The organism is Pseudoflavonifractor capillosus, from assembly GCF_016902575.1.
GTDB lineage: Bacteria > Bacillota > Clostridia > Oscillospirales > Oscillospiraceae > Enterenecus > Enterenecus capillosus_A.
The window spans coordinates 1-23,407 of the sequence record NZ_JACSNZ010000015.1 but is presented as its reverse complement, the minus strand read 5'-3'; the positions used below and the strand labels follow the sequence as shown (position 1 = coordinate 23,407).

Below are 23,407 nucleotides of genomic sequence, written 5' to 3'. Positions count from 1 at the left end.
ATGTCTGACGAGAAGAAAATGAACCATCAGAACGAGGGCGGCTCCCAGGAGCACCTCTCCCTGAACGATGACCGCCGAGTCAAAGTTCTCTCTCCCGGCGCCCTGGTAGCCAAGCGATTTTTCCGCAACCGCCTGGCTGTGGCAGGCCTGATTATCCTGGCTGTCATGTTTGTCTTTTCCTTCATTGGCGGTGTGGTAAGCCCCTATGGACAGGACGAGCTGTTCTATCGGTATGAGTACCAGGCCAAGGAGTACGCCGCTGTGACGGAAAACACCGACTTCCGCTTTGTGACTGCGGAGGGGCAGGATTTCAGCGGACGACTCCAGGCCCAGTTTATGCTGGCTGCTGCCAAGAACGAGACTTCCTTTACCTATAAGGATGCTACCTATGGTGTGGCCAAGGAAGGGGAGGACTTCTACGTCGTCTCCAAGGGCAGCACTCCCGTGGCACTGGCCTTTAAGGACATTGTCAACGCCGAGGACAGTTCTATGGATTTGAACTTTGACTTCCAGCGTGCAGCCCTGAAGGCATACACCAACGGGGAGACCAGCTTCACCGCAGATGGTACTGAGTATACCATGGACGAGCATGGCGGCGTGAACAAGGCCGGCCAGCCCGTGGCCTATATCAGCCGCTTTGTGGTGCAGTCCAAGATCAGCGGTGTTACCTTTACCCGTGACTTCAAGGAGCAGCTGGCCGAGGCCATTGAGGCAGACAGCGACGAGTTCACCTTCACCAATGAAGAGGGCACTTACGACTACACTCTGGTGTATGACGCTGACACGAAGAGTTACTCCGTCAAGCAGGAGAAGGAGACCCAGGTGTTTGATACCTATGCCTTCCCCTCCAAGGCCCACTGGCTGGGCACTGACCGCAACGGCATGGACATGCTCACCCGTCTGATGTACGGTGGCCGTGTGTCCCTGGTCATTGGCTTCATCGTTGTGTTTATTTCCGCCTTCCTGGGCATCATCCTGGGCGGCGTGGCCGGATATTTCGGCGGCTGGGTGGACAACCTCATCATGCGTGTGGTGGACGTGTTCTACTGCATCCCCTCCATGCCGCTGATCATCATTATGGGTTCGGCCATGGACGGTATGCGGGTGGATCCCACCATGCGAATGTTCTACCTGATGCTGGTTCTGGGCTTCCTGGGCTGGCCCAGCATCGCCCGTATGGTGCGTGGTCAGATCCTCTCTCTGCGTGAGCAGGAGTTTATGACTGCCACCGAGGCCTGCGGCATCAGCATTTCCCGCCGCATTTTCCGTCACCTGATCCCCAACGTCATCCCTCAGCTCATCGTCATCTGCACCATGAGCCTGGGTTCCACCATCATCACCGAGGCCACCCTGTCCTTCCTGGGGTTGGGCGTTAAGTTCCCCTTCGCTTCCTGGGGCAACATCATCAACGACGTGTCCAACTCCTTCGTGCTGACCTCCTACTGGTTCGTGTGGATCCCCGCCGGCATCTGCCTGCTGCTCACCGTGTTGGGCTTCAACTTCGTGGGTGACGGTCTGCGTGATGCCTTTGACCCCAAGATGAAGCGGTAAGAGAGGAGGAGAGACAATGGCTAAGAATAAAGCAGAAGGCTATCTCTCCGGCCGGGAGGCCCGGCGCATTGCCAAGGAGAACCGCCGGATCACCAATGCCTTTGAGAAACAGCGTAAGCGTAAAAACGTGCCTGAGAGTGAGTACCTCACCCAGATGGCCGACCCCAATAACGCCGTGGAGTTTGATAACCTCCACACCTACTTCTACACCGATGCCGGTGTGGTCAAGAGCGTGGACGGCGTGTCCTTTGAAGTGCCCATCGGTAAAACCGTGGGTGTGGTGGGCGAGTCCGGCTGCGGCAAGTCCGTCACCAGCCTGTCCCTGATGCAGCTGCTCCAGCGGCCCCAGGGCCAGGTGGTGGAGGGCGAGATTCGCCTGAACATGGGCGATAAGGCCTATGACGTGACCAAGATGCCCAACGAGCAGATGCAGAAGATCCGCGGCAACTATGTGTCCATGATCTTCCAGGAGCCCATGACCAGCCTGAACCCCGTGTTCCGCATTGGCGAGCAGGTGGACGAGGTCATCTTCCTCCACCACGGTGAGGGCAAGACCAAGGAGGAAGTCAAGGCCCGCACCATTGAGCTGCTGGAGATGGTGGGCATCGCCAACAGCCAGGGCGTATACAATATGTTCCCCCACGAGCTGTCCGGCGGTATGCGTCAGCGTGTGTGCATTGCCATGGCTCTGGCCTGCAGCCCCAAGGTGATTATCGCAGACGAGCCCACCACGGCTCTGGACGTGACCATCCAGGCTCAGGTGCTGGATCTGCTGCGCAACTTGAAGGATAAGATCAACTCCTCCATCATGTTCATTACCCACGACCTGGGTGTCATCGCTGAGATGGCCGACTATGTGGTGGTCATGTATGCTGGCCGTGTGGTGGAGAAGGGTACTGTGCATGAGATCTTCTCCAACCCTGCTCACCCCTACACCATTGGCCTGATGGCCTCTAAGCCTGTGGTGGGTAAGCAGATCGACAAGCTCTACTCCATCCCCGGCAAGGTGCCCAACCCCATTGATATGCCCAACTATTGCTACTTCAAGGACCGCTGCGAGATGTGTGTGGCCGACTGTGAGGGCGAGTATCCCTGCCAGGTGCAGCTCAGCCCCACCCACTTTGTGTCCTGCTACCGCTATTATGATAAGAACAAACAGGGAGGTGAAGTCTAATGGCCAATCAGAAAAAGGGTATTGTCACCAGTGACTTCACTCCGGTGGAATATGATCCCCAGTATATCCTCCAGGTTAACCACCTGAAGAAGTATTTCCCCATCAAGGGCGGCATGGTCAGCAAGACTGTGGGCCATGTCAAGGCCGTGGACGGCGTGACCTTCAACCTCAAGCGTGGTACCACCATGGGTCTGGTGGGCGAGTCCGGCTGTGGTAAGACCACCACCGGCCGTACCATCCTCCGCCTGGCAGGGGAGAAGACCGACGGCCAGGTGCTCTTCAACGGCAAAGAGGTCTACGACATGAGTCCCAAGGAGATGCGGGCTCTGCGTACCAAGATGCAGATCATCTTCCAGGACCCCTTCTCCAGCCTGTCCCCCCGACTGCCTGTGGGTGAGATCATTGGCGAGGCAGTGCGGGAGCACAAGCTGGTGAGCAAGGCCGAGTACAATGACTACATTGACAAGGTCATGGACAACTGCGGCCTGCAGCCCTTCCACAAGGCCCGCTATCCCCATGAGTTCTCTGGCGGTCAGCGCCAGCGTATTTGCATTGCCCGTGCTCTGGCTCTCAACCCCGAGTTCGTGGTGTGCGACGAGCCGGTGTCCGCTCTGGACGTGTCCATTCAGGCTCAGATCATCAACCTGCTCAAGGATTTGCAGGATCAGTACAAGCTGACCTACCTGTTCATCTCCCACGACTTGTCCGTGGTGGAGCACATCTCTGACTCTGTGGGCGTGATGTACCTGGGCAATCTGGTGGAGTACGGCGATACTCAGGATATTTTCCGCAATCCTCTGCATCCCTACACCAAGGCTCTGTTCTCTGCCATTCCTGTGCCCGATCCCAATGCCAAGATGAACCGGATCGTGCTGGAGGGCTCCATTCCTTCTCCTGCCAATCCCCCCAGCGGCTGTAAGTTCCACACCCGCTGCCCCTACGCCACCGAGCGTTGTAAGGTGGAGGCCCCCTGCCAGCGTGAGGTGGAGCCCGGCCACTATGTGGTCTGCCACCTCTTTGACAAGTAAGGTATGGCACGTAAGCCAAAAAAATACGAGGATGACGATGGCCGCGTGATTGCGGACATGAGCGGCATCTCTCGTCCCGGTCTGATCCTTCCCGGAGATACGGCCTCCAAGCCTCAAACTCAGCCACAGCAGCCTGAGGAAAGGCAGGAGGATCTTCGTCCCTGGGAGGACAGCGGCATGAGCCGGGAGGATCGCAGAGCCTATGTCTGGGCGGCATTGAAGTCAGCACTTTTGATTGGCATCATCTATGTGGTTGTCTTTGGGCTGATCATTGCCCTGATGCTCTGGTTTTGGAAATGATGTTTACAGGCGTGTCCCGGCTGAAGGCTGGGACACGCCTGTTTCGTTGGAGTGGATTGACCTGTGGCCGTAGGTGGAGTATGATGAGATACAAAAGGAGGAGACAACCATGACGCAAGTGGAGATGCTGACCAAGTGGGTGGAGGAGAGCCATAATATCGTGTTTTTTGGGGGTGCGGGGGTGTCTACGGAAAGTGGGATCCCGGACTTCCGTTCCCAGGACGGGCTGTATCACCAGCACTATGCCCTTCCGCCGGAGACCATCCTCAGTCATGATTATTTTTTTGCTCACACTGAGGAATTTTATCGCTTCTATCGGGAAAAAATGCTGTGTCTGGATGTCCAACCCAACGGCGCCCATCTGGCCCTTGCGCAGCTGGAGCAGATGGGCAAACTGAAAGCGGTGGTGACTCAGAATATCGACGGATTGCACCAGAAGGCGGGCAGTCAGCGGGTGTATGAGCTCCACGGCTCTGTGTATCGCAATTACTGCCTGTCCTGTGGGGCCGCCTACCCTGTGGAGCAGATTGCAGAGGGCCAGGGGATTCCCCGCTGCCCTCACTGCGGCGGTGTGATCAAGCCCGATGTGGTGCTCTACCAGGAGGGGCTGGATCAGCGGACCATTCGGGGGGCGGTGGAGGCCATTTCCCAGGCGGATCTGCTCATTGTGGGTGGTACCTCTCTGGTGGTCTATCCGGCTGCTGGCCTGCTGGAGTACTTCCGGGGGCAGAGATTGGCCCTCATCAACCGGGATGCCACCAGCTATGACAGCCGGGCGGGCGTTGTGATTCGAGAGCCCATAGCCGGGGTGCTTGAGACAGTGTGTGCCCATCTCAAATCTTGATAGATCCGTAAAATTATGGTACAATGCCTATAAAGACAGCGACCATGCTGTGATTTTGACTGTATTTTGAATCCTGGGAAAAGGAGACTGTGCTCATGAAGGCAAGAGTTGCCGTGGTGACGGACAGCAACAGCGGAATTACCGTGGAAGAAGGGAAGAAGCTGGGCATTTTTGTAGTGCCCATGCCCATCAACATTGACGGGAAGGTGTACTTCGAGGGGTTAAATCTGAGCCAGGAGTACTTCTATCAGCGCCTGACGGCCGGGGCGGAGATGTTTACCTCCCAGCCCTCACCGGCAGACACCCTGGAGCTTTGGAACCGGATTCTCAAGGGCTATGACCAGCTGGTGTATATCCCTATGTCCGCAGGTCTGAGCAGCACCTATGCCACCGCCCGGATGATGGCGGAGGATTACCAGGGCAAGGTGCAGGTGGTGGATAACCGCCGCATTTCCGTGACGCAACGGCAGTCGGTGATGGATGCCTTGTCATTGGCTGATCAGGGACAGGATGCCGCCCAGATTCGCCGTACCCTGGAGGAGCAGGCGTCTGACGCCAGTATCTTCCTCATGGTGGACACCTTGAAATATCTGCGCCGGGGTGGACGGGTGTCAGGTATTGAGGCCTTTGCCGGCACTATGCTCAACATTAAGCCGGTGCTCACCATTGCCGGGGAAAAGTTAGAGAGTGTGGGAAAGGCCAGGGGGGCTAAGGCAGCTCGCCTGCTGATGCTGGACAAGCTCAAAGAGGATCTGGAGGGGCGGTTGAAGCCCCTGCATGACAGTGGACAGCTGGCAGTGAAGATTGCATGCAGTCAGGTGCCTGACCAACTCCGGGAGGAGTGGAAGGCCCAGGTACAGGGGTACTTCCATCTGGACTACGACGTGGAGGATGCAGACCTGACCCTCTCTGTGGCCTGCCATACTGGGCCCGGCGTGCTGGGCGTGGGTGCGGTGCGTATATAAGAGTATAAAAAGCGGCGGAGCGTTTGCTCCGCCGCTTTTGTCGATTATAGAACTGTGGTATAGCGCAAATCCACGCAGATGGTGTCGTGTGAAAAGGGAATGTCCTGCTGGGTGCCATCCCAGGAAAAGCCGTTTCGGGCGTAAAATCGCCGGGCACCCTCATTTTCCCGCAGCACAAACACATAGGCCCGGTGGAAGCCGTCTGCATTCAGTTGCTGTTTGGCCCGATCCATGAGCATGGTGCCGTACCCTTTGCCCGTCTCCTGGGGATGGGTGTAAAAGGAGATGATTTCACCCCACCCCTCATAACCGGAGGCGTCAAACTTCACCAGCATCCCGCCACCGTGGTTCTGATTGCCGATGCGGGCAGGACCGCAGGTGATACAGGCCACTGGGGTGCCATCTCGATAGAGGAGAAACCCGTGATGCCGGGGAGTACGTGCGTATTCAGCAAAGGTGTCCACCCAGCGGGTAGGGGTAATGTTTGCCTCCATCCAGTCCAGGGGAACGGCATCCGGATAGGCGGCCCACCAGCCCAGGGCATGGATTTCGCTCATGGCACGGAAATGCTCAGGCGTGGAGGCCTCCACAAGGGTGAGCTGGGACATGGGAAACGACCTCCTTAGTGGGAGGCTCCCACCAGCTCATTCTCAGCGGCCTGCTGGGCCTCTTGACGGGCAATCTGGCGGGCGTTGGCCAGCATCAGCTTGATGCGGTTTTCCTGGTTGATCTTGGTAGCGCCGGGGTCGTAGTCAATGGCCACAATGTTGGAGTTGGGATAGTCATCCTTCAGCTTGCGGATCATGCCCTTACCCACAATGTGGTTGGGCAGGCAGCCGAAGGGCTGGGTACAGACAATGTTGGGCACGCCGGAGTGGATGAGCTCCAGCATTTCACCGGTGAGCAGCCAGCCCTCGCCCATCTTGTTTCCGTCACCCAGATAGCCCTTCACGAGCTTGTGCATATTTTCAAAGGTGCCGGGTGCATGGAAGCGGGTCTTTTTCAAAGCGGCGATCATGTCCTTTTGGCACTCCTCAATATAGCCCTTGAAAATCTGACACACCTTCTTTTTGATCCACTTTCCACCGTACAGGTCTACGTCGGATTCCCGGTTGAAAATTTTGAAGATCATGAAGTCGGTGAGACCGGGCACCACAGGCTCGGCCCCCTCAGAGAGGAGAAAGTCCTCCAGGTTGTTGTTGCCCAGGGGGGAGAACTTCACATAAATCTCGCCCACCACACCCACACGCACCTTCTGGGGGCCGGCTACGGGGATGTCTGCGAAATCGGCGCAGATCTGGTCGAAGTATTGACGCATCTCCTTGCGGTTCATGCCCTTGCCCTTCTGGAAGGCGTCAATGAGCTTATTTTCCCAGGTCTCCACCATCTTGTCGGTGTCCCCCTTCATGACCTCGTAGGGGCGCACCTGGTTGGCCACGTTGACGATGAGGTCGCCGTACATCATGGCGTAGATCATCTTGCGGATGAGGGGGAGGGTGAGGCTCCAGCCGGGGTTTTTCTCCATGCCGGAGAGGTTGACCGAGATGACAGGGATATAGGACATGCCCGCCTTCTCCAGGGCTTTCCGCAGCAGGTGGATGTAGTTGGAAGCCCGGCAGCCACCGCCGGTCTGGGTGATGAGCAGGGCAACCTTGTGGGGGTCATATCCGCCATGCTTGACGGCATCTATGAGCTGGCCGATGACCAGCAGGGCGGGGTAACAGGTGTCGTTATGGACGTACTTGAGGCCTTCATCCACGATACCCCGGTGGTTGGTGGTGAGCATATCCACCTTGTAGCCCTCCAGCATCAACAGCTGCCGGAACATACCAAAGTGGACGGGAAGCATTTGAGGCATCAGCAGGGTGTACTCCTGCTTCATCTCCTTGGTAAACAGAAGACGCCCGTCTTTGCCGTAAACCAATTCAGCCATGTTTTTTTCTCCTTTCGAGATCTGGGGACATCAGTTTTTGTCCTGGCTGCGTTCGTCCATGGCGGCCATAAGGGAGCGCACACGGATGCGCACAGCGCCCAGGTTGCTGATGTCGTCGATTTTCAACTGGGTATAGAGCTTGCCGCCCTGCTCGAGAATGGAGCGCACCTCGTCGCCAGTGATGGCGTCGGTGCCGCAGCCGAAGCTCACCAGCTGGATCAGCTGCATATCCGGCTGGGTGCACACATAACGGGCGGCGTTGTACATACGGGACTGGAATGTCCACTGGTTGAGCACCTTCCGGGGTGCATAGTCCTCGTGGAAGGCCACAGCATCCTCACTGACCAGCACAAAGCCGAAGGAGGTGATGAGGTCGTTGATGCCGTGGTTGATTTCCGGGTCAATGTGGTAGGGGCGGCCTGCCATGACGATGATGGGGCGGCCTTCAGCCCGGGCCTGGTCGATATAAGATTGGCCCACAGCCCGCAGTTCCTGCTTGTATAGGTCATAGGCCTGGTAGGCGGCCCGGATGGCGTGCACCACTTCCCGGCGGGGAATCCCGAAAGTATCGGAGAACCACTGGGAGCCGATACGCTCGTAATCACGGGGACGGTGCAGACCGGCGTAGGGATAGAGGAACCGGGTCTTTTTCAGATCGGGCACATTGGCGGCCAACAGCTCGGGATAATAGGCCACCACGGGACAGTTATAGTTGTTGTCCGAGGTCTTCTCATCGAAGTTATAGGACATGCAGGGATAGAAGATGGCATCCACCCCTTTCTCCACCAGGGCCTGGACATGGCCGTGGAGGAGCTTGGCAGGGTAGCACACCGTATCCGAAGGGATGGTGCGCTGGCCCTTGATGTACAGTTTACGGGAGGACTCGGGGGAGAGCACCACCTCAAAGTTCAAACGGGTAAACAGCTCAAACCAGAAGGGCAGGTTCTCATACATATTCAGCCCGAAGGGAATGCCGATGCGGCCACGGGAGCCGTTGCCAAAGCCTTTACCCTCCATGGAGCGAAGCTTGCGATACTTGTAGTTGTACAGATCGGGCAGTTCCACCTTCTCCTTGCCCAGGGGGCGAGAGCAGCGGTTGCCGGAGATGAAGCGACGGCCGCCGTCGAAGGTGTTGACGGTGAGGGCGCAGTGGTTGGTGCACAGGTTGCAGGTCACCGGCTTGGCGGTGTGCACAAAGTCTTTCAGGGCCTCGGGGCCCAGCAGGCTGGACTTATCCAGGTGCAGGTTACGGGCGGCCAGAGCGGCGCCGAAGGCGCCCATGATACCGGAGATGGTGGGACGAGTCACGTCTCGATTCAATTCCTGCTCAAAGGCCCGCAGCACGGCGTCGTTGTAGAAGGTGCCGCCCTGTACCACGATGTGCTTGCCCAAGTCGTCGGCGCTGGCGGCACGGATGACCTTATACACGGCGTTTTTCACGATGGAAATGGACAGACCGGCAGAGATATCCTCCACGCTGGCCCCATCCTTCTGGGCCTGTTTCACCGAGGAGTTCATAAACACGGTGCACCGGGAGCCAAGATTCACCGGATGGGCGGCAAACAGGCCCATCTTGGCAAAGTCGGCAATGGAGTAGCCCAGAGCCTTAGCAAAGGTCTCAATGAAGGAACCACAGCCGGAGGAGCAGGCCTCGTTGAGCATAATGGAGTCCACGGCGCCGTTGCGGATCTTGAAGCACTTCATGTCCTGGCCGCCGATGTCGATGATGAAGTCCACGTCAGGGTTGAAGTGGGCGGCGGCACGGTAGTGGGCCACCGTCTCCACCAGGCCTAAGTCGCAGCTGAAGGCATTTTTGATCAAATCCTCGCCATAACCGGTGACGGCAGAGCCCTTGATGGTGATGCGATCCCCGCACAGCTGGTAGATCTCTTTGAGCTGGGGCAGCACCACGGAGACAGGGTTGCCCTGGTTGGAATGGTAGTAGGTGTACAGCAGGCCACCGTCGGGGGCAATGAGGGCCATTTTGGTGGTGGTGGAGCCTGCGTCAATACCCAGGTAAGCGTCCCCGGTGTAGGTGTGGATATCCAGCTGGGGCGGGGTGGAGGCATTGTGGCGGGCTACAAAGGCATCGTACTCTTCCTGAGAGGAGAAGAGGGGAGGCATGGTGTCCACCACGGTGGTGGCGTCTCGGCTCTCCTCCAGCAGCTTCAAAAGCTCCTCAAAGGGCCGGGCGGTGTACTCCTCCGAGCACAGGGCAGCGCCCATGGCGGCAAAGCAGTCGCCGTCCTTGGGGAAGATGGCGTGCTCTGCATCCAGTTGGAGGGTCTCCACGAACCGGGCCCGCAGCCCCTGCAAGAAGGTGAGGGGTCCGCCCAAAAAGACGATCTTGCCCTTCAGCTCACGGCCCTGGGTCAGGCCTGCCACGGTCTGATCCACCACGGCCTGGAAGATGGAGGCGGCCACGTCCTCCTTGCGTCCACCCTGGTTCAGGATGGGCTGGATGTCGGACTTGGCAAACACACCGCATCGGGAGGCAATGGGGTAGATCTTTTCGTGCTTGAGGGACAGGTCGTCCAACTCGTTGACGGTGACGTTCATCAGTGTGGCCATCTGGTCGATAAAAGCGCCGGTGCCGCCGGCACAGGAGCCGTTCATCCGCTCCTCCAGAGCGCCGCCGAAGAAGATGATCTTGGCGTCCTCGCCGCCCAGCTCGATGACGGCGTCGGTGTCGGGAATGTAGGTGTTGACCGCAGCGGCGGTGGCATACACTTCCTGGACAAAGTCCAGACCGGCAGCCTTTGCCACGCCCAGACCGGCAGAGCCGGTAATCACCAATTTGACTTCTTTGCCCCGGAGCATATCTTCAATGGAGTGCAGGGTCTCACAGGCCCGTTCCCGGGTTTTGGAATAATGCCGCTCATAGGAGCGGAATAAAACTTGGTTTTGTTCGTCCAGCACCACCACTTTGACGGTGGTGGAGCCAATATCAATGCCGACTCGCAAATTCATAATGGCACCTTCCTGAATACATATAATTAGGCAGTACACCTATTATATATAAATAGAATGTTGATTTCAATACCAAGTTCTTGCAATAACGGGGAGTTATGGCAAAATTCATCACAAAATAACAGACTACAACGGCTGGGCCACTGTGGTCTGTGGGATATTACCATGAAATCATCTGAGCTGACAGGGGCTATGCCGCAGACATGGGAGAAGTACACCGTTCCCGGGAAAGAATGCGGTTGAAATAGCAACGGGGGGCGTGGTAGAATACTCCCAATAGACGAATTGGAAGGCAGGAGATCAGCATGAGCTGGGCAAAGCTGAGATGGTATGAAAAAACGTGCGGAATTATCTCCCTGATTTGCATGGGGGGCACCGTGGCAGCAGCCCTGCAGCTTCGCCAGGGAACTGTGGTTCATCATGTGTGGGTAGCCGTGATATTGCTGCTGGTGGCTGGCCTGGGAGGACTGCTGCTGCACAGAGAAGGTGTTTCACCTGGGCAGGTTCTGGTGATGCTGCTGCCTTTGACCGCGGCCATGTTGCTGCGCTGCCTGTTGCTGGACTATGAGAGCGGGGACTATCAGATGTTTCTGGGACCGTGGTATGAGACCATTCGGGACGGAGGCGGATTCGCAGCCATTGCCCAGCCCGTGGGCAACTACAATGTGCCCTATCTTTATTTTATTGCCCTGATCTCTTATCTAGATGTCCCCAACTTATATCTGTATAAGCTGTTTTCCATTCTCCTGGATGTGATCTTGGCATGGGGCGGATTTCGTTTGGTGCGGGTGTTGACCAAGGAACAAGGAAACACGATACTTCCCCTAATCACCTTTGGTGTGCTGCTTTTTGTACCCACGGTGGTACTCAACGGAAGCTACTGGGCCCAGTGCGACGCCATTTATGGGGCACTGATCGTTCATGCGGTGGCCTGTTTGCTGGAGGGGCGGAACAAGTGGTCCCTGGTGTGGGTGGCTTTGGCGTTTTCTTTCAAGCTCCAGACAGTGTTTATTATGCCCCTTTGGGGAGTGATGTGGCTGGCAGGACGGGTAAAGTTCCGGGAGTTGTTTGTCTTCCCCGGGGTGTATGCCCTCACCACGGTGCCTGCTCTGCTGGTGGGAAAGCCTCTGGTGGATATTTTGAGCGTCTATCTGGGGCAGATGGGGGACAATAATCGGTTGACCCTGAACGCACCATCCATCTATCAGTTTCTGCCTTCCAATGCCGTGTATGACCCGGAAATGCTGGCTACGGTGGGGATCTTCGCCGCAGCACTCCTGGCCTTTGCTATGCTGTTTGTGGGAGCATGGAATGTCAAGCATATGGACAATCAGCTGGCCATGACCATTGCCATGGTGCTGGTGGTGGGGATTCCGTTTTTGCTGCCCCATATGCACGAGCGCTACTTCTACTTGGCGGATGTATTGGCGGTGTGCTGGGCCGTGTCCAATGTTCGGAGAATTCCGGTGGCGGTGCTGGTGTGTGCCTCGTCTTTGGCCAGCTACTGTGTCTATTTGCGTTTGAAGTATAACTGCATTGTATATTTATCTGGAGGCTACCTGGTGATGTTTTGGGAGACTGCCGCTATGGCGGTGGCCCTTGTGTTGTGCGTCATCCATCTGGTGAACCTTTGCAGAAGAAAAGGAGAAACAACGGCATGAAATTTGTCTCATGGAATGTCAATGGCCTGCGGGCTTGCTTGAAAAAAGGCTTTGAGGAGTCTATGCTGGGGTTAGATGCGGATTTTATCTGTCTCCAGGAGACCAAGATGGAGCAGGGGCAGGCTCAGGTTGAGCTGCCTGGGTATGAGGAGTTTTGGAACTCCGCTGAGAAAAAGGGCTATTCCGGCACCGCCATCTTTACCCGGCACAAGCCGCTTTCGGTGTGCTATGGCATGGGGCTTGAGCCCCACGACCATGAGGGGCGGCTCATCACCCTGGAGTACCCGGCATTCTATCTGGTTAACTGCTACACACCCAACGCCCAGAACGAGTTGGCCCGCATTGATTACCGCATGGAGTGGGAGCGGGATCTGCGAGCCTACCTGATGGAACTGGATAAGAAGAAGCCGGTGATCTACTGTGGAGACTTGAACGTGGCCCACCAGGAGATAGACTTAAAAAATCCCGGTCCCAACCGGGGAAAGGCGGGCTTCTCCGATCAGGAGCGGGAGCAGTTTGGGCTGCTGCTGGAAAACGGATTTGTGGACACCTTCCGCTACCTGTACCCTGACGTCACTGGGGCATACTCCTGGTGGAGCTATCGGTTTAACGCCCGGGCCAACAATGCGGGGTGGCGTATTGACTACTTTGTGGTGTCTCAGCGCTTGGCAGAGCATGTGCGTGGGGCATTCATCCACTCAGATATCTATGGCAGCGACCACTGCCCGGTGTCGCTGGAACTTGAAATATAAAAAATTCCAATTAAGAAGAAAGTGGCATAGAGAAATTCCTTGCTTTGGGCAAACTAGAGCAGACCCAAAGCAAAGGAGGAATTGTGCGATGAAGATGAGTATGATGATCCCTGTGGCTGGTCTGAGTATGCTGGCTGGCGGTATGGTGGGGATGGCTCTGAGCCCTAAGAAAAAGAGCAAGGTGCAGAAAGCAGCTGGCAAGGCTGCCAAGATGGCGGGAGATGCCATGGAGAATCTCTCCGGGGTCTTGAAGATGTAAAAAGTGCGCAGGAGAGGGGAAAAATTCCCCTCTCCTGCGCACTTTTTAGGTGTTTGAACTGGAGAGCGACGTTCCTACCTATGGCTATGAACTGGCTCAGGATGAATAGGGGGCTTCCAGTTCTGTGCCTCATAAAAAGCATCTCTCAAGTCATCAAATACGAAAAAGGGTTCCTTCAGAAAATCTTTCCTTCGGGGGACAGCATACCGCTTTCCATCCGCAAAACTTGATCGTATCGAGCCAAGCTTTGTTGATCGGTTTTGTGAGTTACGGCAATGCAGGTGATTCCCTGCAGGCTCAGGATGCTATCTTCGATTTTCGCCGCATTCTCGGCGTCCAGGGCGGATGTGGCTTCGTCCACCAGAAGCAGGGACTTTTTGTGCAGCAGAGCCCGGGCTATGGCAATGCGTTGCCGTTCGCCGCCAGAGAAGCGGGCTCCGTTTTCCAAAACGCTTGTCTCCAGCCCCTCTGGCAAGTTGGCCACCACTTCGTCCAGACCTGCTGCGTGGACGGCGGCCTGCACTTGGATATCGGTGTAATCGCCATGCAGAGTGATATTGTTGCGGATGGTGTCGTCAAACAGGAACACGTTTTGATGAATGACGGCGCAGTCGCACTGTACACCGATCCGGTCGTCCACAAGAATTTTGCCGTCAAAGCTGTTATAGTAGCCAGCCAGCAGCTTTAACAGGGTGCTTTTGCCACTACCGCTTTTGCCCACAATGGCATACTTTTTGCCCCGCTCGAACTTGGTGCTGGCGTGGGTCAGCACGGGGGTGTCTGCATAAGAAAACGTCACATTGTCTAGAACGATGCTTCGTTTGACCTCAGTTCTGATGGTGGGGGCATCAGAGGTGTTTAACAGGGTCAGCATCTGGTTTACAATGGGCTGGGTAGACTTCAGCTGCGTAATCTGCCCCGAAATCTCGAAGGCGGGGGACACAACCATGCTAGTGAGATTTACCACGGCTAAGATATTTCCCAGAGAGATCAGACCGCGCACTGCGAATATACCCGCCAGCAGCATAATGAAGAGCTGTACCATTACCGAGGAAATATTGGCCACGCTATACACCATGGCGTTGGTTGCGGTCATTTTCAACTTGCTGATCTCCATGGCGTCGGCTTGGTCTCGGCAGATGGCCTCGTTCTGCGGCTCTGCATGATATGTTTTCAGCACCTCGTAGCCGGTCAGGGAATCCTTCACTTTTTTGGTATAATTGGTGGTCTGCTTTACAACCTCCTCCTGACGGCGGGCCATTTTTTGACCGAACAGCTGAGGCAGCAGTGTGGGAATGCACATGGCCACGATGGATATGACTGCTACCAGGGGGTTGATGGTAAACAGCAGCACTACCGCCATTACAATGCTCAGGGCTGATTCGAAAATCTTGATGCTGTTTTTCAGATAGTTTTCCTCAAAGGTTCCCATAGACTGGGTCAGCAGGGTCAGGTCCTCGGCGCTGCTGCGGTTTTGGTGGATGGCCATGGGCTGGTGCAGCATACCGTGGAACAAGGAGTTTTTTAGATGCAGCATGATTTTTTTGATCCAAAGGCCTTGGATATACATGGAGGCAAACACTACCACACCGACAAACAGTGCAAACACGACACAAAGGATTGCACTATTGGCCATTAGGCCGGTGTTTCCAGTGAAAATGATCTCGTTGATGGTGTCGATGATCCGGCTGATCATCAGGGCCACCATCGCCTGTGCTGCTGTATGCATGGCGGTCACCACTGCCATGGCGGCGGTGAGCAGCTTGTTTTTTTGAAAAATATATCCTCTCATGGTCATTCCTCCTAGTTTTTAGATGGTTTGCGTCCTTTTCAAAATCTCTGGATGCATTTTACCTCAAAACCAGAAAAAGACCATAACAAACCGTGTATAGAATGAACCTACACAATTTGTTATGGCCATATAACATCATTTGTTAAGCAGTATTTTTTTACAAGTCAAGGCCCAGTTTGTCGCGAGCAAAGCGTTGAATCGACAAAAGATATGTTTTTTGCTTTGTCAATGCCGTATAGGCTGCTAACGTTTTCAAAATATCGGCGCACTCCTCTTTGCGGTCTATCAGACAGTAAATTTCAGCCCGGGTCAATTCGATCATCACCAATAGACTGTGCTCGTCGTTCTTCAGACTCAAGGCCTCTGCCTCATCGATGTATTGTAGCGCATCTTGGTACATCTTCATTTTGGCCAAAATAGCGCCCAGGTTCCGCACCACATTGATCTTGGCTCGTTCATAACTAACCACATCACTTTCGTGCCTTTTCAGGGATGCATACAGGCGTTCGCCCAGGCGCAAAGCATCCATGTTGCGGTCCATGCCTGCCCAAATGGCTACTATGATATGGAGCAGATCCACCTCGAAGATGGTCAGCACGGAGCTGGGGAAGTTTTCGTAGTCGAAGTTGGGGCGGGTCAGGGCCAGCGCCTTTTGGGCCAGCTCCATGGTTTCCTCAAGAGGATAGTTCTCCGGATCCGTGTCGTAGCATTGCAGCCGCAGCGTGGCCTCCACCAACCAGCAAAGTTGTCGGCTGCGAGTATCGTCGGGGCAGGCTTGCTGCAGCCACTGCAGTTCCTTCCAGGCCTGGTCCATGTTTTCCTCGTCTCCCAGATTGATGATTGTCTGGGCTTTTTCCTCAAAAGCCTGCTGCTGCTCACTGCGGTAGTAGACGTTGCAAATTTGATAAAGCCCAGTGCCCAGTTTTTCCAGCAGTGCCTCCAATACTGGTTGAGAGGGGATTTGGTTTCCGTTTTCAATGCGTGAGATAGACACCGGGGAGCAGATTCCCTCGGCTAGGTCCTCCTGTGAAAGCCCTTTTTGCTTGCGTAGTTCTCGCAGGGTATCCCCCAATGAATTTTTTTGCATGGATGTGACCTCTCGTTTCCGGGCAGCTGTACCCAATATTCCAAGTTGTAGTATAGCACATTGTCAGCTAAAAAGGTAAAGTTACGTAAAAAACTGAGTGCTTCACTTCGCAAAGAAAATCCGTGTTAAAAGTCGTTGCTTTACAACATCCCAGTCTATGCCTACAATATTGGCAGGGAAGGGGATGATACTATGTTAGGAGATGACATCAAAAAATATCGCAAGGAGAAGGGATACACACAGGAAGAACTTTCAAGTATGCTGCACGTTGTACGGCAGACATTATCCAAGTGGGAAAACAACATGTCCGTACCGGACGCAGAAGCCCTTATAAGAATTTCCAGGGCGTTGGATGTGCCCGTGAGTATTCTGCTGGATTTGCCACAAGAGGAACCAACGGTGGATTTGGCTGGGGAACTGGCCAGGGTCAAAGAAGAACTGGCAGAACGCAATGGGCAGTTGCAAAGAAGTGTGCTTGCAGGAAAAAAGAGGGGACAGATTATCTTTCTCTCTCTTGTTGCTCTGATGATTATGATAACTGTACGCAATCCCATTGTGTCGTTGGTTTTGGTAGGGGCCTGTTTCGGGTTGGCGTTGCTGATTCTATACAGGAACCTGTCCCTGCTTTCTGAAAGTACGGTTTCCGCAATGCAGATGAAAGCGTTGAAGATTGCAACAGGATTCAGCGCCCTTTTGCTCGTAGGAGCAGTGGTAGTTTGTGGACTGGAGCAGGCGAAGGCCATCACACTGACAGAACAGCAGGAGGGGTGGCTGGCCATGGGCATCTTCTCCTGCGTGTTCCTTTTTTTCGGTGCACTGGCTCCTCGTCTGCCGTATCAGCGGCACACCGGTTTGCGCCTGCCTTGGACAGTGAGGGATGAGGACACATGGAATCTGGCTCATAAGATCATTGGCTTTATCTCATTGCCCATTACGCTGCTGTACCTTGGCACAGCATTGTCGTGCTCGGATACGGATAGCATTGGAAAGATTTCTGCGGTTGCCGTTGTGCTGTATATAGGAATCCCTGGAATCATATCATTGATTTTCTTTTGGAAGAAATACCGTTCGTAAGACTTGCGACATAGAAAATAGAAAAGTGACAGGATTTGAACCTATGGCCCCCAGAGTTGACACTCTGAGGGCCATAAGGCGGCGGATTTTAATGCAAGAGGCCGCAGGTTCAACAAAATCACGCAAAACCAAAAAACACCGCCGACATAGCGTCGACGGTGTTTTTTGGTCCGAGTGACAGGATTTGAACCTGCGGCCTCTTGGACCCGAAGGGCGATGTCAAAAATTTCCTGACAATCTTGGCAGCTTTCTAACCCTTTCCGCTCCAATCCACTTGCTCTTTGGCACTCTTTGAAAGCGTGGTTTCCGTGTGTTCCGAGGGTGTGTGTGGTATGATCTGTGGTCAAAAATGCTCCCCATCCTTTGCCGGTGCTTTGCGCCGACAGGGAAGGGGAGCATTTTTGTGTTACTGATTGTCTGTATTGTAACTCTGGGACAAGGGGTAGGCAAGTGATTTCTGTATCGAACACGGCTCAGGAATTGTGGGACTGTAAACAAAAAAGCACTCGCCTTATCAGATCTTATCCTTTGGTATATCTCGTAGCGCCTGAATTTGATCTCGCCGCCCGTAGACAACAGCAGTGACCCATACTACTTTCTGCACTTCATCGATCCAGTAATACACCAGAAAGTTCGACACCACCATTTTATGTACCCCCTCTGAGCGCCACGGTTCTTCGGGTGTCAGAGGATAACGGCTGGGCATGGTATTTAGTAAGGAAATATCTTTCTTTAGTTTTGCAAGCCAGCGACGTGCTGTATCTGGAGCTTGAAGAACTTGGGTGATATAGCTGGTGATTTCCTGTATTTGTGCTACGGCATAGTTGGTCAGTTTGATTCTATATTCCATCTTCAGATACGCTCACTGATACGGGCAAATGCAGCATCCAAGTCCATTCCCTGTTCTGCTTTGGCCTGATTCAGCCCTTTCTCCATCATCTGGTCAAACTGTGCTGCAGACATCGAATCCCGTGTTGGAAGGGAGGGGACGCTAAAAGAATATGGAATGCTGTTGGTCATAATGATTTGGCGATAAAGGGTATCAATCAAGACGGATACGGGAATGCCCAGCTGATCCAGGATAGCCTCCGCTTGCTGCTTGATTTCTGGTTGTACCCGTGCTGTTACGTTTGCTGTTTTGATTGCCATAGTTGTACACCGCCTTTCTAAAACCAGTATACTCTTTTGTATGGCTGATTACAATACATTTTGTGCATTTAGAGAAAATGAGTTCGTATGAACAACTTAGGGCTTCAAGCGGCATAAGGACGGGAACTGAAGAAATGCATAGGGGGAAGCCGGACATCCCGGCTTCCCCCTATGTTATCGGCAGATTTTCAATGCTCGGCGTAGACGATACATGGATAGGCCAAGAAGAATGATATAACCCCCACAAAGAATGCCCAGCAGCCCCAGCGGATGCTTGACCTGCACCAAATCAAGCAGTTGCAGGGGCAGGGCAAAAGACACATACTTCAGTGCATGAATCCCCATATAAAAATACAGGAGGGAGGGCAAAACCAAGACTCCTAGAACGATTGCATAGGATACCACGGTTCTCTGGCCTGCTGAGATGGATAGAGCCAGGATCAATACAGCACCACCCAATAGGAGCAGAAGACGCACCAAATACCACGCAACTAAAAAGGTTTGGATGGTACAAGGGATGGTCAGGCGCTCCAGGAAAGGGAGACTTTGTATGGGAGCAGATAGGGTATCCGTGGGGATGGAGGACAGCAAAGTGTGAAGCTCCCACCCATATACCACAGCCCAAACGACAGTTGCCCAGAGACCAGCCACTGCAACTTTTCTTCTCAGCAGGGAGTTTCTGCCCCGTGGGGAGGCAATCAGAAGTGGCATCATCCCAGCCTGACGCTCGTAGGGGAGATTCCCCGCCAGGAGGAACACCAAGGCCAACAAAGCCAGGGTGGAGGCGTTCTGTTGGTTTTTGCTGGCGGCCTCGCCGTATATGCGTTCATAGGGGGTGGATTCCACCAGCCACGGAGTAATGCCCAGCTGATTTGCGTTGTCTGCCAAGTTCTCCACACGTTGCCGGACGATGGAAATGGCCTCTTGCTTCATCTGTGCTACTTCCGCTTCGTGGGCATAGATGTTCAGCTGAGAGCGCTCCATCTCCCCGTTTTGGTAGGCGATCTTTGCCTCTTCGTAGGTGTTAATGGTACTCTGTAGTTCCTTTCCTATTTGGCCTATTTGGACGAAGGTATCCGGGGTAATCTCGCCCTCCAACGCTGCGGTATACTGTCTCACCGTGCGATCCACGGCACTGGACACTGGAATATTGGCGGAAAAGGAAAGCTGGCTGGTGACATATAGGAGGAAAAGGATGACAACGACCCCCTTTTGTGTCCAAAGTGTCTTGAACCATTCCATTCCCCACAGACCGAGGCCACAGAAAACCTTGTCTGTGAGGTGGTTGTATTTTGCGGCAATGGGGGCTACCCAGTCCCTTTGGTGGTAGGGCTTTTGCAAACACTGCGTCATGATACAGGCAACCAAAAAGAGCACGCATAGGGGGAGAAGTGCGAGCTCAGATATCATTCGGATTTCCCATGGATACCCAAATACATTGATGTTCAGATACTCCGTGTAGAGGTCGGATAAGCTGATGTAGGTGAATAGGTTCCAATACTTCAACGGGTTGAGGGGACTTTGCACCGGCAAAAACGTATATAGGGCATATTCCAAGCACATAATCCCGGCTACCACCAAAAAAGCAAATTTCTCATGGGGCATCCAACTCAGAAGAAGCCAGAGGAGCAAACTCATCAGATACATGGTTGCGATCCGTAGCAGGACGTAGTGCAACAGGAATTGACCCACGGTAAACAGCGCCGGTAGTTTTCCCAGGACTTCGATGGATTGAACTGCTCGACCTAAGTCGCCGGCTCCTCCATAGACATACATGCTAAGCATCCACGTCTCACCATACAGCAAAAGGACACAAAGGACACAGCCACCCAAGAGAGCCAGGGCTCTGCACAGGGTAAGGAGCAATCGCCCCTGGGGGGTGGTATGGATCAAACTCCATAGACCCTGTTTCCTTTCTTCCGAAAAGGATACCACCAAGAGAAAGGATAGTACTACCATCAGGTAATCGGTCAGGGGTGCATGTATGAAAGCCTCCACGGCGCCATTGGCCTCCATCGTCAAGGTCACATCATTGAGTGCTTCAAAATCCGAGGCGGTCTTGAGAATATTGCGCCCAGAGAAGCTGTCTGTATCATGAAAGATGGAGAAGGATAAGAGATTGTCCTTGCTGGTTTGAATGTCCTCCAGAAAGGTGGGATAGTTCTGGAGATACCTTGCCTGTAACAGCACATTGTGAACGGCAATGTAGTCCAGAGTGAGGTCATACAGATTCATGGACGGGTTTACAGTCAGGGCATCTTCCAGCTGTCCCAGCTCCTGCTCCAAGGCGTCAATCCGTTGAGAAACTGGCTCGCCCTTTGCCTGGTCCAGTCGCTGCAAATAGCGGGTATAGGCGGCATAAGCATCCACTTCTGCCTGGGAAACCGTGTTGGTTTGGCTGACATACTCTGAGGAGACCCAAGTGGAGGGGAGAGACAGGTCAAGACCGTAGCACTGAGAGGCCTGCTCTCGGATAAACCAAACGCCATTGAGGAGGAGTATCAGCAAAAGACCAAGACAGAGACGACGCTGGGTAAAGATTCGTTTCCATTCTCTCATGGTTTATCTCACGCCCCCAGATAGTATAAATACACATCTTCCAAGGTCAAATGCTCGGGTACTTCATGCCCTTTCTCAGGTAGGTGGTCGCCAACTACCCGAATCCATGTCTCGCCGTTGCGCTGGAAGACATTACCCACGGCATATTCTTGCTCCATTTGTTCCAGATAATCCGGAGGACAAGGGAGTTCTTTTACCTTGTTCGAAACGCTCTCTAGCAAATGAGCAGGGGTACCGCTGCCAATGACATGGCCCTTTTTCATCATCAGGATTTGATCGGAGATGTACTCAATATCACTGACAATATGGGTGGCCAGTAAGATGATGCGATTGCGGGAGAGGGAGGAGATGAAGTTGCGGATTCGGATGCGCTCCTTGGGGTCCAAGCCTGCCGTTGGTTCATCCAAAATCAGTACCTCCGGATTCCCTAAGAGTGCCTGGGCCAACAACACCCGTTGCTTCATCCCACCAGAAAATCCACACAGTTTCCTGTGTCGCACCTGAGATAAATTTGTGACGGTCAGGAGGGTGTCCATCTGCTCTTTGGCCAGTTTCTTGGGAATCCCTTTCAGCTCCGCCATATAGGCCAGGAAGGCCTGGGCTGTCATCTGCTCATAAAGGCCCTGCTGTTGGGGCATATATCCCAACACTTGCCGAAAGCGTTTGCCCAGCTCTAGAATGTCTGTGCCGTTGTACAAAATGGCACCATTTGTCCGGGGAAGGTTGTCGGTGAGCAAGTTCATCAGAGTGCTTTTTCCAGCGCCATTGGCCCCTAAAATCCCGTAGATTCCAGGCTCAAAGGTGAAGGAGAAACCATCTAATGCGGTGTGGGTTCCGTATTTCTTGCTCACGTTTTGTAGCTGTAGTTGCATAGAGTTTCTCCTGTCTTCAGCCAATTTGCATGGGCGGTTCTGATGGGGTAGCTTCATAGATATTGGCGGCCCCAGGCCAGGTGTCCAACTCCGTACAGTCGCCGCTTTCCAAGCTAACACGGTAAAAGCGAGTAGCAATACTAATGTCCATGCCACAATAGGCCAATACGTAGGCGTGCTCCGTGTCGGCAAACACCAGGGCGCAATGAACCACATCGGGGTATTGCTGATAGATGGGCTGTAAGTCCAGTTCTTGGGACAACTCTCCCTGGTAGGTATAGACCCGAATGATCTTGCCTCCATATCGGAAAGGACTTTGGGGTCCGAAGGTGGGGTCAGGCTGATCATCCAAAATAAAAATATTGGTATCATTGAAAATAGCGGTTCCACTTTGTAGTGTATCCGGCAGATCTACCAGCTTGGCGGAAACATTGGTTTGTAAGTCCATGTCCCAGACATCGCTGCCAGAAAAATAGTAGTAAAGGTGACCACCTGTGATGTACCAGGAGGAAACCGATTCGTCTACACCAAGAATGCCGATGTCCGAAGAGCGCCAGATCTCTTTTGTGTCTGTTTCCTTCTCGCCCAGGCGATAGAGGATATCCTCATATTCCCCATTGGAAGTCAATACATGATTCATGGCATACACATTATCCCCATCCGCCCAAAACTTCCAGGTGGATTCCAAGATATCCGAGGAGTTTTCTTGAAACAGCAGGTCGGCCTGGGAGACATCTGCTCCCAGTTTGGCCCGATAGAGCATGGCGTTGGAATCCATAAAGTAAATCCACCCTCCTACCAGCATGGGCTGATAGGAGGTAGACCAATCCGCCCCTTCGAGTTGGATGGTCTGCACTTTTTCATGTTGGGTTCCGTCCTGGTTCATGGAGTATAGGGTGAGCAGATTGTCGGTGTTAAGGCTGCTGGTGGCGTAATAGAGCTTTCCATCGTACCAACTCAAGAAGGGAGAATTTATCCAGGCGTTGCAGGTGTCGTCGGAGTGGTGGCACTCTGGTTTCCCACACACAGGAGTCATCCGCCCTGATGTAGCGTCCATAAAATACACCAGTCCATCGCTTTGCAGATAATATCCTCCGTCTACCAGGCAGGCAGCATTCAAGCGCATTTCATTGGAAATGCTGGTCTCCTTTTGAAATCCGGAATGCCCGGTGGAGGAAGGTTGAGAAACGGTGTGGGCAGAGCACCCCATCAAAGAAGCGATACATACAAGGGCTAGCATTCGCCCTCCAAAATGTTTGATGTTCATGGCTTAATCCCTCCCAGAAATCTTTATCATTTCAGCGTCCGTGCCATCTTCGGTGGCAACATTGACTTCATCTGAAAATTCTGGGCCTACTGCCTCGTAGCCCACCAAGGCTCCTCCATCTTCCGGAGCATCGGATGCAGCAGGGGGGGCACTGGGAGCGGGTGTGGGGG

Annotated in this window: 20 protein-coding genes; 10 read left to right on the top strand and 10 right to left on the bottom strand. The window is 53.9% G+C overall.

The genetic code is table 11. The features are described 5' to 3' along the window. The 6 genes from H9X86_RS06710 to H9X86_RS06685 all read left to right on the top strand — a co-directional run bounded on the left by H9X86_RS06710 (nucleotide 1) and on the right by H9X86_RS06685 (nucleotide 5,862). Nucleotides 1-1,551 carry an ABC transporter permease gene (locus H9X86_RS06710; RefSeq protein WP_204900788.1) on the top strand — a complete coding sequence of 517 codons (1,551 nt, stop codon included), beginning with the start codon at nucleotides 1-3 and terminating at the stop codon, nucleotides 1,549-1,551. A gap of 154 nt (nucleotides 1,552-1,705) precedes the next feature. Then, the gene (locus tag H9X86_RS06705; RefSeq protein ID WP_430736097.1) at nucleotides 1,706-2,725 is read left to right on the top strand and encodes an ABC transporter ATP-binding protein; all 1,020 of its coding nucleotides are present in this window, start codon (nucleotides 1,706-1,708) and stop codon (nucleotides 2,723-2,725) included. 113 nt (nucleotides 2,726-2,838) lie between these two features. Next, nucleotides 2,839-3,753, top strand: coding sequence for an ABC transporter ATP-binding protein (locus H9X86_RS06700; protein ID WP_346011443.1), 915 nt, complete (start codon nucleotides 2,839-2,841; stop codon nucleotides 3,751-3,753). 3 nt (nucleotides 3,754-3,756) lie between these two features. Then, a complete protein-coding gene (locus H9X86_RS06695; RefSeq protein WP_204900785.1) occupies nucleotides 3,757-4,053 on the top strand; it encodes a hypothetical protein in 297 nt (98 codons plus the stop codon). A 109-nt stretch (nucleotides 4,054-4,162) separates the two neighbouring features. Beyond that, nucleotides 4,163-4,897 (top strand): NAD-dependent protein deacylase, encoded by a 735-nt coding sequence (locus H9X86_RS06690; RefSeq protein WP_204900784.1) that lies wholly within the window; start codon nucleotides 4,163-4,165, stop codon nucleotides 4,895-4,897. A 95-nt stretch (nucleotides 4,898-4,992) separates the two neighbouring features. After that, nucleotides 4,993-5,862 (top strand): DegV family protein, encoded by an 870-nt coding sequence (locus H9X86_RS06685; RefSeq protein ID WP_204900783.1) that lies wholly within the window; start codon nucleotides 4,993-4,995, stop codon nucleotides 5,860-5,862. Nucleotides 5,863-5,906: 44 nt separating this feature from the next. Here H9X86_RS06685 and H9X86_RS06680 read toward each other — a convergent pair whose 3' ends face one another. From H9X86_RS06680 to H9X86_RS06670, 3 genes are read right to left on the bottom strand one after another with little or no spacing between them, the layout of a single operon-like run. After that, nucleotides 5,907-6,470 carry a GNAT family N-acetyltransferase gene (locus tag H9X86_RS06680; protein WP_204900782.1) on the bottom strand — a complete coding sequence of 188 codons (564 nt, stop codon included), beginning with the start codon at nucleotides 6,468-6,470 and terminating at the stop codon, nucleotides 5,907-5,909. Nucleotides 6,471-6,484: 14 nt separating this feature from the next. Then, nucleotides 6,485-7,795, bottom strand: a complete 1,311-nt coding sequence (locus tag H9X86_RS06675; RefSeq protein ID WP_204900781.1) for a 2-hydroxyacyl-CoA dehydratase — start codon at nucleotides 7,793-7,795, stop codon at nucleotides 6,485-6,487. A gap of 30 nt (nucleotides 7,796-7,825) precedes the next feature. Next, nucleotides 7,826-10,765 (bottom strand): acyl-CoA dehydratase activase, encoded by a 2,940-nt coding sequence (locus H9X86_RS06670; RefSeq protein WP_204900780.1) that lies wholly within the window; start codon nucleotides 10,763-10,765, stop codon nucleotides 7,826-7,828. A gap of 305 nt (nucleotides 10,766-11,070) precedes the next feature. Here H9X86_RS06670 and H9X86_RS06665 point away from each other — a divergent pair, with 305 nt between their 5' ends. From H9X86_RS06665 to H9X86_RS06655, 3 genes are all read left to right on the top strand, one after another. After that, nucleotides 11,071-12,426, top strand: coding sequence for a putative hexosyltransferase (locus H9X86_RS06665; protein ID WP_204900779.1), 1,356 nt, complete (start codon nucleotides 11,071-11,073; stop codon nucleotides 12,424-12,426). Continuing rightward, nucleotides 12,423-13,178 (top strand): exodeoxyribonuclease III, encoded by a 756-nt coding sequence (locus H9X86_RS06660; protein WP_204900778.1) that lies wholly within the window; start codon nucleotides 12,423-12,425, stop codon nucleotides 13,176-13,178. Before H9X86_RS06665 ends, H9X86_RS06660 begins: the two co-directional genes overlap by 4 nt. Before the next feature lie 88 nt (nucleotides 13,179-13,266). Further along, nucleotides 13,267-13,437 carry a hypothetical protein gene (locus H9X86_RS06655; RefSeq protein ID WP_204900777.1) on the top strand — a complete coding sequence of 57 codons (171 nt, stop codon included), beginning with the start codon at nucleotides 13,267-13,269 and terminating at the stop codon, nucleotides 13,435-13,437. 175 nt (nucleotides 13,438-13,612) lie between these two features. Here H9X86_RS06655 and H9X86_RS06650 read toward each other — a convergent pair whose 3' ends face one another. Together H9X86_RS06650 and H9X86_RS06645 are read right to left on the bottom strand one after the other, a co-directional pair. Further along, on the bottom strand, nucleotides 13,613-15,229 hold the full coding sequence (locus H9X86_RS06650) for an ABC transporter ATP-binding protein (RefSeq protein WP_204900776.1): 1,617 nt from the start codon (nucleotides 15,227-15,229) through the stop codon (nucleotides 13,613-13,615). A 157-nt stretch (nucleotides 15,230-15,386) separates the two neighbouring features. After that, nucleotides 15,387-16,316 carry a helix-turn-helix domain-containing protein gene (locus H9X86_RS06645; RefSeq protein ID WP_204900775.1) on the bottom strand — a complete coding sequence of 310 codons (930 nt, stop codon included), beginning with the start codon at nucleotides 16,314-16,316 and terminating at the stop codon, nucleotides 15,387-15,389. A gap of 192 nt (nucleotides 16,317-16,508) precedes the next feature. Here H9X86_RS06645 and H9X86_RS06640 point away from each other — a divergent pair, with 192 nt between their 5' ends. Further along, nucleotides 16,509-17,390, top strand: a complete 882-nt coding sequence (locus H9X86_RS06640; protein WP_204900774.1) for an XRE family transcriptional regulator — start codon at nucleotides 16,509-16,511, stop codon at nucleotides 17,388-17,390. Between the two features lie 514 nt (nucleotides 17,391-17,904). Here the strand turns inward: H9X86_RS06640 and H9X86_RS06635 are convergent. From H9X86_RS06635 to H9X86_RS06615, 5 genes are all read right to left on the bottom strand, one after another. Further along, a complete protein-coding gene (locus H9X86_RS06635; protein ID WP_204900773.1) occupies nucleotides 17,905-18,240 on the bottom strand; it encodes a type II toxin-antitoxin system RelE/ParE family toxin in 336 nt (111 codons plus the stop codon). A gap of 2 nt (nucleotides 18,241-18,242) precedes the next feature. Then, nucleotides 18,243-18,539, bottom strand: a complete 297-nt coding sequence (locus H9X86_RS06630; RefSeq protein WP_204900772.1) for a type II toxin-antitoxin system RelB/DinJ family antitoxin — start codon at nucleotides 18,537-18,539, stop codon at nucleotides 18,243-18,245. A 174-nt stretch (nucleotides 18,540-18,713) separates the two neighbouring features. Next, nucleotides 18,714-21,098, bottom strand: a complete 2,385-nt coding sequence (locus H9X86_RS06625) for a hypothetical protein (protein ID WP_204900771.1) — start codon at nucleotides 21,096-21,098, stop codon at nucleotides 18,714-18,716. 8 nt (nucleotides 21,099-21,106) lie between these two features. Further along, nucleotides 21,107-21,970, bottom strand: a complete 864-nt coding sequence (locus H9X86_RS06620) for an ATP-binding cassette domain-containing protein (RefSeq protein ID WP_204900770.1) — start codon at nucleotides 21,968-21,970, stop codon at nucleotides 21,107-21,109. A gap of 16 nt (nucleotides 21,971-21,986) precedes the next feature. Beyond that, nucleotides 21,987-23,237 carry a hypothetical protein gene (locus H9X86_RS06615; RefSeq protein ID WP_204900769.1) on the bottom strand — a complete coding sequence of 417 codons (1,251 nt, stop codon included), beginning with the start codon at nucleotides 23,235-23,237 and terminating at the stop codon, nucleotides 21,987-21,989. Nucleotides 23,238-23,407: the final 170 nt, after the last annotated feature.